Annotated in this window: 12 protein-coding genes; 6 read left to right on the forward strand and 6 right to left on the reverse strand. The window is 43.3% G+C overall.

Annotated features, from left to right (window positions below; translation table 11 throughout):
- Positions 1-37 precede the first annotated feature (37 nt).
- Together serC and L2W36_RS08500 are read left to right on the forward strand one after the other, a co-directional pair.
- A complete protein-coding gene (gene serC, locus L2W36_RS08495) occupies positions 38-1,132 on the forward strand; it encodes a 3-phosphoserine/phosphohydroxythreonine transaminase (RefSeq protein WP_236109802.1) in 1,095 nt (364 codons plus the stop codon).
- A 202-nt stretch (positions 1,133-1,334) separates the two neighbouring features.
- Complete coding sequence (locus L2W36_RS08500; RefSeq protein ID WP_236109803.1) at positions 1,335-2,630, forward strand: hemolysin family protein; 1,296 nt, start codon at positions 1,335-1,337, stop codon at positions 2,628-2,630.
- 105 nt (positions 2,631-2,735) lie between these two features.
- Here L2W36_RS08500 and cydC read toward each other — a convergent pair whose 3' ends face one another.
- The 3 genes from cydC to trxB form a co-directional block, all read right to left on the reverse strand.
- Positions 2,736-4,457: a heme ABC transporter ATP-binding protein/permease CydC gene (gene cydC / locus L2W36_RS08505; RefSeq protein ID WP_236109804.1), complete on the reverse strand. Its 1,722-nt coding sequence runs from the start codon at positions 4,455-4,457 to the stop codon at positions 2,736-2,738.
- Positions 4,450-6,237: a heme ABC transporter permease/ATP-binding protein CydD gene (gene cydD, locus L2W36_RS08510; protein ID WP_236109805.1), complete on the reverse strand. Its 1,788-nt coding sequence runs from the start codon at positions 6,235-6,237 to the stop codon at positions 4,450-4,452. The genes cydC and cydD overlap by 8 nt, the downstream gene beginning before the upstream one ends.
- Before the next feature lie 115 nt (positions 6,238-6,352).
- Positions 6,353-7,306 (reverse strand): thioredoxin-disulfide reductase, encoded by a 954-nt coding sequence (gene trxB, locus L2W36_RS08515; RefSeq protein WP_088877488.1) that lies wholly within the window; start codon positions 7,304-7,306, stop codon positions 6,353-6,355.
- Positions 7,307-7,823: 517 nt separating this feature from the next.
- Between trxB and L2W36_RS08520 the strand changes: the two genes are divergently transcribed.
- Both L2W36_RS08520 and L2W36_RS08525 read left to right on the forward strand, forming a co-directional pair.
- Complete coding sequence (locus L2W36_RS08520; protein ID WP_236109806.1) at positions 7,824-8,483, forward strand: 2OG-Fe dioxygenase family protein; 660 nt, start codon at positions 7,824-7,826, stop codon at positions 8,481-8,483.
- Positions 8,467-9,690 carry a cysteine desulfurase-like protein gene (locus L2W36_RS08525; RefSeq protein ID WP_236109807.1) on the forward strand — a complete coding sequence of 408 codons (1,224 nt, stop codon included), beginning with the start codon at positions 8,467-8,469 and terminating at the stop codon, positions 9,688-9,690. The genes L2W36_RS08520 and L2W36_RS08525 overlap by 17 nt, the downstream gene beginning before the upstream one ends.
- 46 nt (positions 9,691-9,736) lie before the next feature.
- Here the strand turns inward: L2W36_RS08525 and L2W36_RS08530 are convergent, their stop codons facing one another.
- The 3 genes from L2W36_RS08530 to L2W36_RS08540 form a co-directional block, all read right to left on the reverse strand.
- Positions 9,737-10,561 carry a DUF2797 domain-containing protein gene (locus L2W36_RS08530; protein WP_236109808.1) on the reverse strand — a complete coding sequence of 275 codons (825 nt, stop codon included), beginning with the start codon at positions 10,559-10,561 and terminating at the stop codon, positions 9,737-9,739.
- A gap of 65 nt (positions 10,562-10,626) precedes the next feature.
- Entirely contained in the window at positions 10,627-12,318 is a 1,692-nt protein-coding gene (locus L2W36_RS08535) for a sensor domain-containing diguanylate cyclase (protein WP_236109809.1), read from the reverse strand.
- The gene (locus tag L2W36_RS08540; RefSeq protein ID WP_236109810.1) at positions 12,315-13,367 is read right to left on the reverse strand and encodes an extracellular solute-binding protein; all 1,053 of its coding nucleotides are present in this window, start codon (positions 13,365-13,367) and stop codon (positions 12,315-12,317) included. The genes L2W36_RS08535 and L2W36_RS08540 overlap by 4 nt, the downstream gene beginning before the upstream one ends.
- Before the next feature lie 343 nt (positions 13,368-13,710).
- Here L2W36_RS08540 and L2W36_RS08545 point away from each other — a divergent pair, with 343 nt between their 5' ends.
- Positions 13,711-15,420, forward strand: a complete 1,710-nt coding sequence (locus L2W36_RS08545) for a type I secretion system permease/ATPase (RefSeq protein ID WP_236109811.1) — start codon at positions 13,711-13,713, stop codon at positions 15,418-15,420.
- Positions 15,417-16,721: an HlyD family type I secretion periplasmic adaptor subunit gene (locus L2W36_RS08550; RefSeq protein WP_006070790.1), complete on the forward strand. Its 1,305-nt coding sequence runs from the start codon at positions 15,417-15,419 to the stop codon at positions 16,719-16,721. The genes L2W36_RS08545 and L2W36_RS08550 overlap by 4 nt, the downstream gene beginning before the upstream one ends.
- Positions 16,722-16,745: the final 24 nt, after the last annotated feature.

The raw sequence follows: 16,745 nt of genomic DNA on the forward strand, positions 1-16,745 counted from the left end.
GCACTTCTTTATGTATTTAGTCAGGAGTATAAAGGTCATGGAGCCGATTTCACATAACGTATTCAATTTCAGTGCTGGTCCTGCTGGGTTACCTCGAGCGGTACTACAAAAGGCACAATCTGAGTTGCTTGATTGGAATGATTTGGGTACGTCGGTGATGGAAATCAGCCATAGAAGTAAACCTTTCATCAAGGTTGCGGATGAGGCTGAACAAGATTTAAGAGACCTGCTAAATATTCCTTCCAACTATAAAGTACTTTTCTGCCAAGGTGGTGCGAGAGCACAATTCTCTGCTGTACCACTTAACTTATTAGGTTCAAAGACCAAAGCAACTTACATTGACGCTGGTTACTGGGCCGAAAGTGCGATTGATGAAGCTGAAAAATACTGTACACCTGTTGTGCATAAAGCGAAGACAGAAATAGATGGAAAAGTTGCGGTTCAACCTGTGAGTGAATGGACCATTGATGCCGACTCGGCATACGTTCACTTCTGTCCAAATGAAACCATCGACGGTATTGAAATCAATGAACTACCGCAGACTGAGCTACCAATTGTAGCGGATATGTCTTCGACGATTCTTTCACGTCAAATCGATGTGTCTAAGTACGGCGTTATTTATGCGGGCGCGCAAAAGAACATTGGACCTGCCGGTATCTGTATTGCGATTGTACGCGATGATTTGCTTGATCTAGCCAACGATGTCCTACCGACCTTTTTAAATTACAAAGTACTCGCTGAAAAAGACTCTATGTACAACACGCCGCCAACTTTTGCGTGGTATTTGTCTGGTTTAGTGTTTAAGTGGCTGAAAGAGCAGGGTGGTGTTGCTGCAATTGAAAAGATTAACCGAGACAAAGCGGCGATTCTTTACAATCACATTGATGCTTCTGACTTCTACCACAACAATGTACACGAGAACAATCGTTCGCTAATGAACGTGCCGTTCCAGCTATCAAAGCCTGAACTAGATGCTAAATTCTTGGAACTGGCAGATGAACGTGGTTTGCGTGCACTGAAAGGCCACCGCGCCGTAGGTGGTATGCGCGCATCGATCTACAATGCGATGCCGATCGAAGGTGTACAGGCGTTAGTGGATTTCATGAAAGAGTTTGAAGAGCAATTCGCTTAAACGGTACTGACCATTTCTGATAGAGCCGAGCAGTTAAGCTCGGCTTTTCTTTTGGGTAAATGACAATTTTCTCTCGTATTAATATTATCTATTGTGTCCATAAATAACCCAATAAACAGAACTCGGTAATTATGCACTGATTCACAGCTTCATCGCTGACAACTCGTTTATGCTTGCTATGTGTGCATCACTGGATTGGTTTATGGACATTATCTTATTAGCAGGTTTAATTGGGCTGAATGGTTTATTTGCCATGTCAGAAATCGCATTAGTGGCAGCGAAAAGTGGTCGACTGCGAAAAATGGCAGAACGACAGAAATCTGCGCAACTTGCGTTAAAGCTTAAAAATAACCCCACATTATTCCTCTCTACTATTCAAATCGGTATTACTGCAATCGGCATCCTCAGCGGGATATTTGGTGAGGCAGTTTTATCTGCACCGTTGTCAGTCTGGTTGCACTCAAAAGGCATAGACCCGGAACTTGCGAATATCTTGGCTACGGCGAGCGTAGTTATATCGATTACCTATTTCGCGATCGTAGTAGGAGAGCTGGTACCCAAGCGGCTCGCCCAAAACAACGCAGAGCGAATTGCCATTCTCGTTGCCTATCCAATACATTGGTTATCATTATTAACCAGCCCTTTTGTTAAGCTGTTATCGGTATCCACTGATGCGGTGCTTCGTCTCTTTGGTCAAAATGAGGGACAAAGTGATTGCGTGACCGAAGAAGACATCATTTCTTTAGTGCGAGAAGGTTCAGAAACGGGCGCTATAGAACAGCAAGAGTTAGTGATGATCCGTAATTTATTGCATCTAAATGATAGAGCGGTAACGTCACTTATGACGCCCCGTAGCGATATACATCATCTTGATATAGATAAACCAATTGAACAAGCGCTCAAAGAACTTAGGCAAACTAAGCACTCTGTATGGCCTGTGTGTCGTGGTGGTCTTGATAACATCATTGGTACGGTATCTTCAAAGAATCTATTGGATGAGTATGAAGTGCTTTCGGCGGGTAAACTCGCGAAAATGTTACGTAAGCCAAGGTTTGTTCCTGAATCAATGAAAGGGTTAGCTCTTCTCAACCACATGCAGCAAACCAGCTCTGAGATGGCGTTTTTAGTTGATGAGTATGGTGACGTCCAAGGGTTAGTTACTCATTATGACTTGCTTAAGTCTATTGCTGGGGAGTTGGGGATGGCTCCGCAACAAGTTTGGGCTAAGTTGCTTGCTGATGGAAGTTGGATTATTGATGGATTAATTCCAATCAACGAGCTGAAACATAAGCTGGATATTCAAGAACTAGAGGGTGAGTTTGATGAGGGCTTCCAAACCTTGAACGGTTTTTTGTCCTGGCAGCTAGGGAGTGTGGCAAAAGCCGGGACACACATTTGCTATCAACAATGGGACTTTGAAGTACTGAAGGTCAAAAATAATCGCATCACCCAAGTAAGAGCACGTAGAGAGTGTGGAACTCAAGATACAGAGAAGTAGGATAAATAGAAAACTATTGCTACTACAATTAATTGGATGAAAAAGCCCGCTTCAATATGTTAGTGACATAGGGAAGCGGGCTTTTAGTATGGTGAATATTAGCCGTTAAAGCGTTTGATGCAGTTCGTAGTATCGACCTTTCTCGTCAAGAAGCACTTGGTGGTGGCCGTACTCCAACACTTCACCGTCTTCGAGTAAGCAGATGGCGTCAAATGTTTCTAAATGCACTAAGCGGTGAGTGATGAAAATAACCGTTTTACCGTTAAAGTGTTGGTCAAACAACTGCATGATTTGTTGCTCAGTCTTTTTGTCTAAGCCTTCAGTAGGCTCATCAAGTAATAAGATCGGCGCATCATGTAGCAGTGCTCGTGCGATACCAATACGGCGCTTTTCGCCACCGGAAAGTTGACGTCCGCCATCACCCAACCATGCGTCCAAGCCATTGCCTTCAGCCAAATGTGCCAAGTCTACTTTATCTAGAGCAGCGATAAGCTCCTCATCAGAAGCGGACGGTTTCGCCATAAACAAGTTATCACGTAGTGTGCCATTCAAGATGTCGACTTTCTGGCTAACAATGCTAGTTGCTTCGCGAAGTTGACCTTCACTCCAGTTTTGAATCTGAGCACCGGAAAGGGTAATCGTCCCTTGGTCGACATCCCAGTAACGTGAAATGAGCTGCAACAGCGTTGACTTACCTGAACCAGTTTGACCAACAATGGCCAAACGATGCCCACTCTTCACTGAAAGTGACACGTCGCGAAGTGCTTTTTCGTTAGCGTCTGGGTAGCTAAAGCAAACGTGATCGATATCGATGGAGTACTCGTTCGAATGCGTTACAGGCTCGTCAGGGAAGGTGACTTCCGGCGTTGCTAGAATCACCTCATTTAGTCTCTTGGCGGAGGTCAGCGTCTGACCTAGATACTGGAATGCACCTGCAATAGGCATCAGCAGTTCAAAGCTTGCCATAGTCGCAAAGGCCATTAACGCGATTAGTGGGTCAGGCTGATTTCCACCCACGCCATCCGCTGCTAGCCACAGCATCAGTATGAGCAGCCAACCATTAGCAAGAATCAGCAGACCCTGAGCCAAACCAGATATTTTTGCGTGAACCAACTGGTTAGTAATCAACTTGTCTTGCGCAGTCACAATAGCTTTTCGGTAGCGAGATTCAGCGCCAAAAAGCGTCAGTTCACTGTAACCTTGTAACCAGTCTAAGGTACGAATGCGAAGCTCAGCTTTATTTAGTGTTAACGCTTCCCCATTCTTGCTTCCCAAGCGGTAGAAAACGATTGGCCACGTGATAAGCAGCAGCATTAGAATTGCGCCAAGCGTGAGGCCTAGCGTCATGTCAAACCAACAAAGAACAGCGGTCAGACATAAGATACCAAATACACCGACGATAATTGGGCTAATAAGACGCAAATAGACGTGGTCCATGGCATCAACATCTGCCACAAGACGGTTGAGCATATCCGCATCGCGAATGTTGACGGCTTTACCGGGAATAAGCGGCGCTAACTTGGTGAAAAAGAAGATTCGAAGATCGGTGAGTAGTTTGAAGGTAGCGTTGTGGCTGACTACACGTTCACCCCAACGTCCAGCGGTGCGCGCCATTGCCGCGCCACGTACACCGGCACCTGGCAACATATAGTTAAAAGTTTCGCGAGCAATGGTTAAGCCTGCGACCGCAGCAGCAGATATAAACCAGCCTGATAGAGTGAGTAGGCCAATGGACGCAAAAAGTGTTGCAAAGGAGAGAAGCATACCCAAAGACAGGCCAAACCAATGCTTTTTATACAATTTTAAGTAAGGGAGTAAATCACGCATCTAAATTCCCCTTATCTTGAGCAACGGATGATTGATGGGCAGATAACATGGTGCGGAATAGGCCATCTGAGTCTGAAAGCGAATCATAACTGCCTTGTTGTTCCAGGCGGCCTTGATTCATCACTAATATGGTATCTACGTTCTTCAGTTGAGAGAGCTGGTGGGTGACCATCAATGTCGTTTTACCTGCGGTACTGGTGTGTATACCTTGAGTAACAAGACGTTCACTTTTGGCGTCCAGACTTGCAGTCGGTTCATCTAGTAACCAAAAGTTACCGTTTTGTACCATTGCTCTTGCTAACGCGATACGTTGAGCTTGACCGACCGAAAGACCTCCGGAACGATCGGTAACTTGATAATCCAATCCATGTTTTTCGACAAACTCAGCCGAGAACGACGCCAAAAGAGCATTGTTGACTTGCTCTTGGTTAACATCATTATTACCTAGGGTGATGTTGTCGCGAATCGTTCCGTGAAGTAGCAGTGGGTTTTGGCCAACCCAGCTGATGTTTTTACGCCAGTCGGTTTGGTCGAGGTCTTTAAGTTCAATACCTGCCACTTTTAATGAACCTTGATAAGGCATAAATCCTAAAATGGCGTTGACCAAACTGGTTTTGCCTGCGCCGCTCGGGCCGACTAACGCAGCGGCTTCGTTGGCGTTTATTTTGAAGCTAATTGGACCGACAAGGCGAGTCCCCTCAGGGCTGAAAACTTCTAGATCTATTGCTTCGATAGAGATGCTTTGAGGGTGAGAAATGTTCTGACTGCCCTGTGGTAATGCGGTAACTTCTGTATCCAAGAACTCGACAATACTTTCTGCTGCACCGACGGCTTGTGCTTTAGCATGGTAGAAAGTACCTAAGTCGCGCAGTGGCTGATAAAACTCAGGTGCTAAAATCAAAATGAATAAGCCAGCGAACAAGGTAACGCCGGCACCATAATGACCAAAGTTAAGCTCACCAATATAGCTGAAGCCAAAATAGACAGCAGTGATGGCGATGGAGATTGATGTAAAGAACTCCAAAACCGCAGACGAAAGGAAGGCAAGTCGCAATACATCCATTGTGCGTTTACGAAATACTTCAGACGCACCACGTAGTACCTCTGTCTCAGTTTCTGTGCGATTGAAGAGACGAATTGTTGTCATGGATTGCAATCGGTCATAAAAGTGACCAGAAAGACGTTGTAAAGCCTTAAAGTTTTTACGGTTAGCGTCGGCAGCCTTCATTCCGACGAATGCCATAAACAGAGGAACAAGTGGTGCGGTGACAAGGAAAATTAGACCTGCAGCCCAGTTGATAGGAAATACAACAATAAGGATGATAATAGGGACAGCAACAGCGAGGGACATTTGCGGCAAGTACTTAGCGAAGAAATCTTGCATTTCTTCCACCTGTTCAAGAACTAGTGTTGCCCATGTGCCAGCAGGTTTGCCTTTTATATAAGTTGGTCCTAGTTCGCGTAACTTATCAAGGATGAGTTGCCTTATGTAACAACGTATCTGCTCGCCACATTTGAATCCAGCGATTTCGCGCCCCCAAGCACATCCAGCACGCCCAGCAACGGCTACTAGTAACCCTAAGAAGTGCGGAATGAGTTCATATTTGTCGACATGCTCAATAATGAGTTGGTGCAATATTGTGGCGATAAGCGCAGCTTGCGCTAGCAAAAACAGGCTTGAAAGAACGCCAAGGCCAATCGCAATAGCGAGCCAGCGTTTAGCAAGCTTACTTTGCGTCTTGAGCCAATTATTCAAGCTCCGTTGTTTTTTCTTATCCATGTAGAAGGCTTAATGAGTATTATTATTAGAAGAAACGGCGATTATACAAAAAGAAACCCACAGGGCATACCTATGGGTTTCTTGTTTTCAAAAATAATGAGACGAAATGTTAAATTTATGACTGTGCGTCAAGGAAACGCTCAGCATCTAACGCTGCCATACATCCTGTTCCGGCTGAAGTAATCGCTTGGCGGTAGTTATGGTCCATTACGTCGCCAGCAGCGTAAATACCGGGAATGCTTGTTTGCGTAGCATTGCCTTCTAGGCCGGATTTCACAACAATATAGCCGTTGTTCATTTCAAGCTGACCTTCGAACAAGTCAGTATTCGGCTGATGACCAATGGCGATAAATGCACCCATAACATCAATGTGTTCAATTTCTTCTGACTGTGTATCTTTAATTCGTACGCCAGTGACGCCCATATCATCACCAACGACTTCTTCCAACGTACGGTCGGTATGCAGGACGATATTGCCTGACTCTACTTTGTCCATCAAACGCTTAACGAGAATCTTTTCCGCACGGAATGTGTCTCTACGGTGGATTAGGTGAACCTCTGAAGCGATATTTGATAGATAAAGAGCCTCTTCAACAGCGGTATTGCCGCCGCCAACAACCGCAACTTTCTGGTTGCGATAGAAGAAACCGTCACATGTCGCACAAGCTGAAACACCACGTCCTTTGAACGCTTCTTCTGATTCTAGGCCAAGGTATTTGGCTGATGCGCCCGTTGAGATGATAACTGCATCGGCAGTATAGCTCTGAGAGTCGCCAAACAACTTAAACGGGCGAGTACTGAAATCGACTTTATTAATGTGATCGAAGATCATCTCGGTCTCAAATTTCTCAGCGTGCTCTTTCATACGATCCATTAGAGCAGGGCCCGTCAATCCTTCGGCATCACCTGGCCAATTTTCCACTTCAGTGGTCGTTGTGAGCTGTCCACCTTGTTGCATTCCTGTCACTAGAACAGGATCGAGGTTGGCACGTGCCGCATAAACAGCCGCGGTATAACCAGCAGGGCCAGAACCTAAGATAAGCAATTTACAGTGTTTTGTGTCAGCCATTTTGTTGTCTCACTTCAGTCATTCTTATTGCACCTTCTATCGGTGCATCTTAATTACCTAATATATTGGGGTTACGGTGAATTAATCAATACTAGATTTGTGATAACTGATGTCATTTTGAGCAGTTAGTTGTTAATCGAACGCATCAAATGCATATTTTCCATTTGTTCCGTCCGATTAGAGATAAATACTAGGACTGATAATCTAGATGGTGGCTAACACTTTAACGATTCACCTTTGCAAAGACGATGAGTTAATAGTTATTTTTTTCATAAATCATTGTTAAATAATATAATATTTTCTTGTCTAGTTAACAATGCTAGGTTTTTAGTGGGTTGAAATCGATAATTGGAATATGATGCTAACTAATAGATGTATTGCAGGTAATTGTGCCTTTTTATTGGAATGTATGGTTTAAAAGGCTGTGAAATGTTGATCTTGCAGAATTGTTAATATTTAATGGTTTGTAAATAAAATGTGAAACGCATTGTTTTTGGCATAACATTGAAAGGAGTTAATGATGCTGCATAGTGTTGAAAGTACATTACATCTTACTAACCTGAGTGGCCGTTCCACTGAACAATTGGCCCCATCTTTTGCCACGCTACCTAACACGGAACATGCTGATGGCAAATATCGCTTACGTCGTTATTCGGTGGTGCGTTTCGAAAAAGGTCAAATTGTAGACAAAGGTGATAATTGCTTTGTTCAGTCTGAGCATTTTAACCACTTTCAAGGCGATGTGATTAGACAGTTTGAACCCGTTTTAGAATCGACTCTGCAGAGCTCTGCGATGTTGGAACTGGTTACGCTTTTTGTTAACACGAATGCCTTACCTGACGGACAGGAAATTGAAATTCATCAGATGAGGATCGCAGCGGTTTACGATGAAACCGAGGTTGCTCCAGAAGGTGTACATCAAGATGGATTTGACCATATTGCCTTGGTCGGTATTGGTCGAGAAAACATCGTAGGCGGTGAGATCATGCTCTACAACGATAATGGTGAAGCTCCGTTTTTCAGAAAAGTACTGGAAAATGGGGAAGTAGCTATCCTTGACGACTCTAAGCTTTGGCACAATGCTCAGCCAATCCGCTGTATTGATAATCAAAACGCAGGCTACATGGACGTGTTTGTATTAACCGCTAAGGATATGCGCAATGCACTTCACTCCTAGTTCTGCTCGAGAGCACTTTTCTGCTCTTCATCAATCTTATAACGGCCAGTCAGTGGTATTCCTTGATGGTCCCGGAGGTTCCCAAGTACCAGGCTCAGTTCTTAAAGCCATGACGGATTACCTTGGCCAGTACAATTCCAATTTAGGTGGTCACTACTTTTCTAGCAAAGAAACAGTGGAGCTTGTTACAAAAGCCCGCCACCACGGAAAAGCACTACTTAATGCCGAAGAAGTGGACAACATCGTGTTTGGCGCCAACATGACATCGTTGACATTTCAGTTGAGTAGAACGATAGCGAGAAACTGGCAGCCTAATGATGAAGTCATCGTTACGGCGCTGGACCATTACTCAAATGTATCAAGCTGGCAACAAGCTGCAGAAGATAAAGGTGCGGTGGTCAAACAGGTTAAAGTCGATGAAAGTGACTGCTCTTTGGATTTTGAACATTTAGAGAGTCTAATTTCTGAAAAAACCAGATTGATTGCCGTGACTTACGCGTCCAATACCACTGGTTCTATAACTGATATTAAGCGTATTGTGGAGCTGGCAAAACGGGTAGGGGCACTAGTCTATGTCGATGCGGTTCACTTTGCGCCACATGCATTGGTAGACGTACAAGACCTAGAGTGTGATTTTCTGGTCTGTTCTGCATACAAGTTCTTTGGACCTCACTTAGGGTTAGCCTATATCTCACCGACGTGGTTGCAGTCATTGAAACCATATAAAGTCGAACCAGCAACAGATATTGGCCCAGGGCGGTTTGAAACTGGCACGCAAAACTTTGAAGCGATGGCTGGTTTCATTGAGGCGGTTCGTTATCTAGCTAGCTGGGGTAAAGGGCAGAGTTTACGGCAACAACTTGTGTCCGCGTTCAAGGATATTGGTTACCATGAAGAGCAAATAAGCCGCTACTTTTTGGAGCGACTATCGCGATGTGATTCGTTAAGCCTTTATGGAATAGCTGACTCGGCTCATAGCAGGCGCACACCGACGTTTGCCCTTCGTTCAAGTCTGCATTCACCAGAATTGATGGCAAAATCTCTTGGTGAACAAAATATCTGCGTATGGAATGGTCACTTCTACGCACTAGGATTGGTCAAACAACTCGGACTAGAAGATAAGGGCGGTGTATTGCGGGTCGGTTTTATGCATTACAACACTCTCGAAGAAGTTGACCGATTTTTCGATGCCATAGAGAATATCTAGTGATAGAAAAGCCCGCGTTTGCGGGCTTTTCTTTGGATGTTTTTCGTTAGGCGGAAACTTCAACTTCATAGGAGGTGAATTTGCGAATATTGATCACTCCAGTATCAAAGATTAAGTACTGACCTTTGATACCCTGTAACGTTCCTGTGACCACGGGCTCTTTATCAAAGTTATGCGACTTAATCTTGGTCGGATAAACTTCAACTGGATAGCTGATCGGCGTAATCACTTCGCTTAGTACTTCTATCGCATCGTTACCATATTGAGCTTTAATCTCTGCAATTTGGTCGGCGACAAGCGGTAATAGTTCTTGTGCTTTTTCCACTAACTCCATCGGGTCACCATCTTGCTTTAACAAGGTTCTCCAGTTGGTTTTATCCGCAATGTGTTTGGCAAGCTCAACTTCGATCAAGCCTGATATCTGACGCGTTTTAACTTTCAGAATCGGTAAACCTTGTGTTGCCCCTTGGTCTATCCAACGAGTAGGAATTTGCGTATGACGTGTAATACCTACTTTCAAGCTGGAGGTGTTAGATAAGTAGACGAAATGATCAACCATGCAATTGGCTTCGCCCCACTCGGGTTCACGACAAGTGCCTTGATCATAGTGGCAAGTTTCAGGCTTCATAATGCACATATCGCAGCTTGCTAGTTTTTTCATGCAAACAAAGCAATGGCCTTGTGAATAGCTCTTCTTTGTTTTTTTGCCACAAGAGCTACAGAAAATGTTACCAGTATGGGTAAGGGTCAGCGTCTTTCCAATAAACGAGGTGAGTTCTACTTCTTGTTCACCAACGGGTAAACGGTATTGAACTTGCGAATCTAGAGAGGCACGCATTTTGGACAGCGTACCTGAGGCTAATAGTGACATGACATTACTCTTTTAGTTGTTTTGCCCAGTGTAGCAAAAACAAGAGTTAGAATCTGTCGAAAAAACTATCGAAAGGGAGTGTGCCAATAAGTTTGAGCATGGCCATTTTTCTTAGCTTCATACATAGCTTTATCAGCCAATTGAATGAGTTCTATGGGCTGACTAGAAGATTCTGGGTAAATGGCAACACCTATACTAAGTGATAGATTTTGATGGTGTAACCTTTCACAGCCAACGAGTCTCTCCATCGACTGATGCAGCTTGTCGCAAATCGTATGTATGATGGTCAACTGCCTAAGATTTGAAAGCAAGATGATGAACTCGTCACCACCATGCCGACATACCAGATCACTGCTACGCAGCTCTCCAGCCAGAACATGAGCTATTTTCTTTAAGAGTTCATCTCCGGCATGGTGTCCGATATGGTCGTTGACCAGTTTAAAGTTATTAACATCAACAAACAGTAGTGCAAAGTGAAGTTGATTGATTCGATGGTGTTGGATTTCGTTCTCTAACCGAACAGAAAAATCTTTTCTGTTCGGCAGGCCTGTTAAATCATCCTTGCGAGCAAGTTCTTGAAACTTTTGTTCCGAGTTCTTGAGCTTTTCATACTGGACGTTGAGATTGTTTTGAAGGTAATTGAGTGCTTGCGCGACATCTCCAATCTCATCTCGTTGGTTATATTGATAAGGAGTTGTTTTCTTTCCCAACGTAATCCTTTGTGCAAAGGAGGCAATGTGAGTGAGGGGCAGCGTAACGTATCGAAATAGAGAAAATGAAAATACAGATGCGATTGACAGCAATACCATAGTAGTAATCAGTACGCTCTTGATTGTGTTTTCCCGCCACAGGCTACCGATGGAGTCTTGTCTGACGTGGCCCAAAATATAGGCACTCGAAGTTTGATGGATCTGAAGCTTTGCTAACGCGAAGCTTGCGTAATACAAGCTGTTATCTTTAGTGTTCGTATTTAGTTCAAAGAAGCTTGAATGTCCGTGATTAACGGTTGTCAGCGCATTTGGATAGTCATTCTGGACTTGTTCAACTTTTCCTCTCATAAAACTAAACTGCTTGTCTCTGTCTGGGTGAAGCAAATAATCTCCATTGGTGTTAGCGATCATAAACGTTGTCGGGTCATCCATTAAAGAGGTCGCTTTTTCCATTAAGGCTTTGATATCGATAGTGAACAATAAAGATGTACTTTCATCACTCTTGAGATTGAGAGGATAAACAATAAATACGTAAGGCGTAGATTCATGATGAACGATACGGTCATAATGGGTAGAAACTGGAGAGACGTAGATTTCTCCCGCATGAATTTTTGTAGCTTCGACAAACAATGGAATATGAGTAAGGTTGTTGAGCTCATTTAGTTCTACAGCATGTATTTTCTGGTTAGGCCCTGTTTGAATTCTGAGGATTTCTCTAAGTGCTGTGTTTTGGTGGATAATCGAGACACTGTTATAGGTTGAGTTGTTTTGAATAAATGGAATGATGGCTGCTGCCAGCTCAGTTTTAGCATACTGTTTGTCGAGCTTATCTTTGACCAACATCGCTAACATATCATTGGTTCGCTCAATATCTTGCAGTTTCTCCTGCAAAGCGCGAGTGGCAATTCCTGTGGTTTGTACCATTTTTGTTTTGATATTATCGGCAAGCAGTGCCTTAGAGCCTTGATAGCTTAGCCAAGCTAGAGTTGAAAATGAAACTAACAATGTACATGTGAACATCAGTGTAATTTTCGTAGAAAGCTTCATTGCCTCGTTCTCTTGGTATGTTCCATTACCGTGGGAAGTGGCTTACCGCTGTATACTGAATCCCACATGGCTTCACGTTTTTCCGGTGATTCTACAGGTGAAAGCCATATCAACTTTTCCTTATTATCGCTTTCAGAAAACTGGTTAAGAGGACTTTGTAGTCCATGACGCTTAGTTAGTTCAAGTTGAACCCATGGTTCTAGCACAAAATCAATCCAGCGGTGAGCAAGTTCAGTCTGTTTGGAAGTAGACAAGATTGACCAACAATCTAACCAAGCCAATGCTCCCTCTTTTGGAATCGTATATTCTATATTGGCACCCGTCTTTTTAAGCGAATCAACTTGTTGATGGCCAAAATTCGCAAACATGATTGATAGTTCAAAGCGATTAAATAGCTCTGTTGCCTCCTCGAGTGAACGATAGAACGTTAACGTATTCTCTCTCAGCGATATCAGTTTTTTAGCAATGAGCTCGTCGTCTGATTTTGGAATCTTAAAAGGATCGGGTAGCTCCAATGCCAGTGCGGCTAAACTCACATTATGTGTCCCGCCATCATATCCAAGTGTTTTGTGATGGTATTCCGGTGACCAGAAATCTTGCCAAGAAGTTGGAGCAGATTTTACACGATCGGCATTGTAGATGATTCCCATTGATGAATAGGTATAGGGGAGGCCGTAGATATTACCTTTAAAGGTGATTTCTGGGTTTGTTGACAGTGGTGCGAATTGATTGCTGATCCATTTACTATTTTCTATTTTGGATATGTCGATTGGAATAAATTTTCGCAATTTGATATATCGTTGTAGCTCAGAGGAGTTTAGGGCAACAAGGTCATAATCTTGATTTCTATCATCAAGTTTCTCTCTTAACTGTTTGTCATTATTTACATAAGTTACTTCAATGTCGATGTTATTTTTATTTTCGAAAATAGATACAATATCTGTGTCGGTATATCCATGCCAAGATAATATTTTTAAAATCTCTTTTCCGTAAACAATATGACTGAAGAAACTCATGCACAAAATTGGTGCAATATAAATGCGCATCATAATAATGCCTAGGTTAATTAGCTTTTTAGATTATATGAATCAGTCATCTCTAATTTCAAATTGTTAGTCTGGTATTAAACGAAAGTTTATTAATATAGTTATCAAAATGCGATTTATATCACAATATTACTGATTTTTGTGACAGTTAATGCATTAATTGTGTAAAAGTTATGTAACGGGTCTCAAAAAGTGGAACAAGTGTGGTTGGTTAGGGTTAGCCAAGCATTTTGTAAATAAAGTGTCAGAAATAGGTCTAATATCGAAGTCGGCAATATTTAAATAATTCCTTTGTCATTTTTATTTATTAAATCAATGACAGGATAAATAACCGTCTGAGGCTAACATGACGTCTACTTTAAGCAAGGATGCTGGTAGTTTTAATAATACGCAGTACTTTAAAATAAACAAGAAAGTTCTTATTTTTATTACCGTGGTTTCTATTGCGGTAAATGTGCTTTTTCTTGTGCTTCCTTTATTTTCGATGCAAGTTTTTGATCGTGTTCTTTCTTCCGAAAGTCGCGAAACGCTTGTAATGCTTGCAATAGTTGCATTGTTCCTCTTATCTATTCAAGCGCTACTCGATTGGGTTCGCGGGCAAGTAATGTTGCGTTATGGATATGGCGTTGAGCAACAGTCCGCAGACTTCGCCTTTAATGTTTCTATGCTCAAGTCACAACAAAGCAATGGAATATTCAGCCAATCTCTAACTGATTTATCTCGAGTTAAAGAAACTCTCACTTCTCCTGGGATCTTTGCGTTATTTGATGCTCCATTTGCACCTGTTTTTTTAGCGGTCATGTATCTCATGCACCCGCTACTTGGACACTTTGCGTTAGCAGGCGCAACGGTTCTCTTTGTTATATCGATCATAAGTATGATAGTGACGAAGCGCTTGCAGAATAATGCAAGCCAACATGCGAGTACGTTCAATACATTAACTAGTGATTGGCTTAAAAACGCTGAGATTGTTCAAGCATTAGGTATGAATGACAATTTGGTCGCGAAGTGGCGTAAGGAATCAATAAATCCGACAGTAGACAAAGCGAACGCAGACAGAATTTCTCGAGCGATTTTAGCACTTGCTAAGTATGCTCGGATGCTGTTGCAAATTGGAGTGCTATGCGTTTCGGTCATTCTGGTATTAGAGAACGAAGTTGGTGCTGGAGTATTGATTGCCGCATCGATGATTATGAGCCGAGTTTTAGCGCCAGTTGAGCAGGCGATCCATAACTGGCAAAACTGGTTAGAAGGTTGGAAAGCACATCAAAGATTACGCAAGTCTTATCTCGAACAACCAAAAGAAGTCGTCGAACTACCAAAGATTAAAGGCGCTGTCGGATTCGACAAAGTTTTCTTAGGTCACCAAGGTAGTGAGAAGCCGTTGCTCGAAGATCTTACTTTTTCCATTCCTGCTGGTGCATCGGTAGCTATTGTTGGAGGCAGCGGTGTAGGCAAATCAACATTGGTCAAAGCTATTCTAGGTTTGGTTAAACCTGTAAGCGGTGAGGTGCGCATTGATGGCGCAACACTTAACCAGCGCCAAGTATCAGATCTAGGGAGGCAAGTTGGCTATGTTTCTCAAAATAGTCAGTTGCTATCGGGCACGATTGCGCAAAATATTTGCCGATTCGATGAGAATGTTGATGCGAAGGACATCGTCGATGCAGCCAAATTAGCTGGTGTTCACGAGATGATTCTGTCACTCCCAAATGGCTATCAAACACTGGTTGGTGCACTAGGAATCCGATTGTCTGGTGGACAACAGCAACGAATTGCCTTGGCTCGTGCGCTATATACAAAACCAGCCTTACTTATATTGGATGAGCCCGATTCTAATCTTGACCATCCAGGGCAGGCGGCACTGATCGATTTCATTGCTCATGCACATCACAAGCAAATTACCGTCATTGTCATTTCACACCGTATGTCGATTATTCAGCATACCAGCTTATGCATGGTGTTAGGTGAAGGACGCCTCCAGCAATACGGTAAAACGACCGAGATCTTAAATATTCCAGCATCGTCAGCAAACAGCATAGGGAGTGTGTCATGAAACTAAATCATTCAGAGACATCCCGTTCGTTCAATCTCTCTTTGACCAACTTCATTCTGTTTGGTTGGCTCGTATTGTTGGTTTGCTTTATTGGAATTGGCTATTGGAGTTATAGCGCACCATTAAGTTCAGCCTCGTTGGCACCAGGGAAATTGGTGACAGAGCTCGAGAATCAGAAAGTGCAGCATCATACCGGAGGGGTAGTCGAAACGCTTCTCGTCAAAGAAGGTCAGCGTGTCGAAAAAGGAGATTTGTTACTGGTGCTCTCGGATCCATTGCTTGTTAGTCAACTCGAACAACTGAATCAAAAACGTTTTATCGTCCAAGCTCGCTTAGCTCGAATTGACGCAGAGCTTTCAGGAGAGGCGCTTAATTGGGGGAATGAGGAGAACCTGACTCCGATTCAGAGTCAGATACGTCGTGATCAAGCATCACTGTTGAACCAGAATCGTCTGATTCATAAAGAACAAATGATGTCACTCCGCCAGCAAATGGCTCAATCAGAGAATGATAGAGACAGCTACAAGGCTTGGCTTTCAAGCGACGAACATTCTCTGACATTGCTCAACGAAGAAATCGAAGCGAACTCAGCTCTATTAGAAAAAGGGTATGTATCAAAAGTTGCCTTTCTAGAACTAAAGAGAGAGTACTCAAGCTTGGTGGCAAAAATAGCGGAGCACCGTACTCGAATCAAAAGAACCAATAACAAAGTTGCTGAGCTTGAATCTCAAATGGACGCACTAAAAATAGACTTTATGCGCACCGCTCAAGAGAAAAAGCAAGAGCTAGTTTCAGAAGAGCAAGCAATCTTAAAACAGCTAAAAGCGTCTAATACGCTAAACGACCGCATAGAAGTACGCGCTCCAGTTGGAGGCGATGTGATCAATCTCGTTATTCACACTCAAGGTGGTGTTGTTGCTCCAACAAGCACGATACTGGAGATCGTCCCTAACAACACCCGAGTGGTCGCAAGCGTTAACATTCAACCCAAGGATATCGAATCGGTGTATGAAGGTTTGTCGGCAAACATCCGCCTGACTTCATACAGCTTTCGACAAGTCCCAGCGGTAACAGGTGAGCTTATACACCTCTCCGCGGACAGCATCGTAGATGAGCGGCTAGGCGGTCATTTCTATCAAGGAAAGATAGCGCTCGATGCAACGGAGCTTCTGGATCTTGGCTTAGATCTGAAACCGGGTATGCCGGTAGAAGCACAAATAGTACTAGAGGAACGCACTGTTCTTGATTATCTACTTTCTCCGCTGATACAGAGTATGGAGAAGGGGATGAGAGAGATTTAGTGAATGATGTTGAATAGTGTACAC

Origin of the sequence: Vibrio sp. McD22-P3 (assembly GCF_021568915.1) — a bacterium.
GTDB classification, from domain to species: domain Bacteria; phylum Pseudomonadota; class Gammaproteobacteria; order Enterobacterales; family Vibrionaceae; genus Vibrio; species Vibrio mediterranei.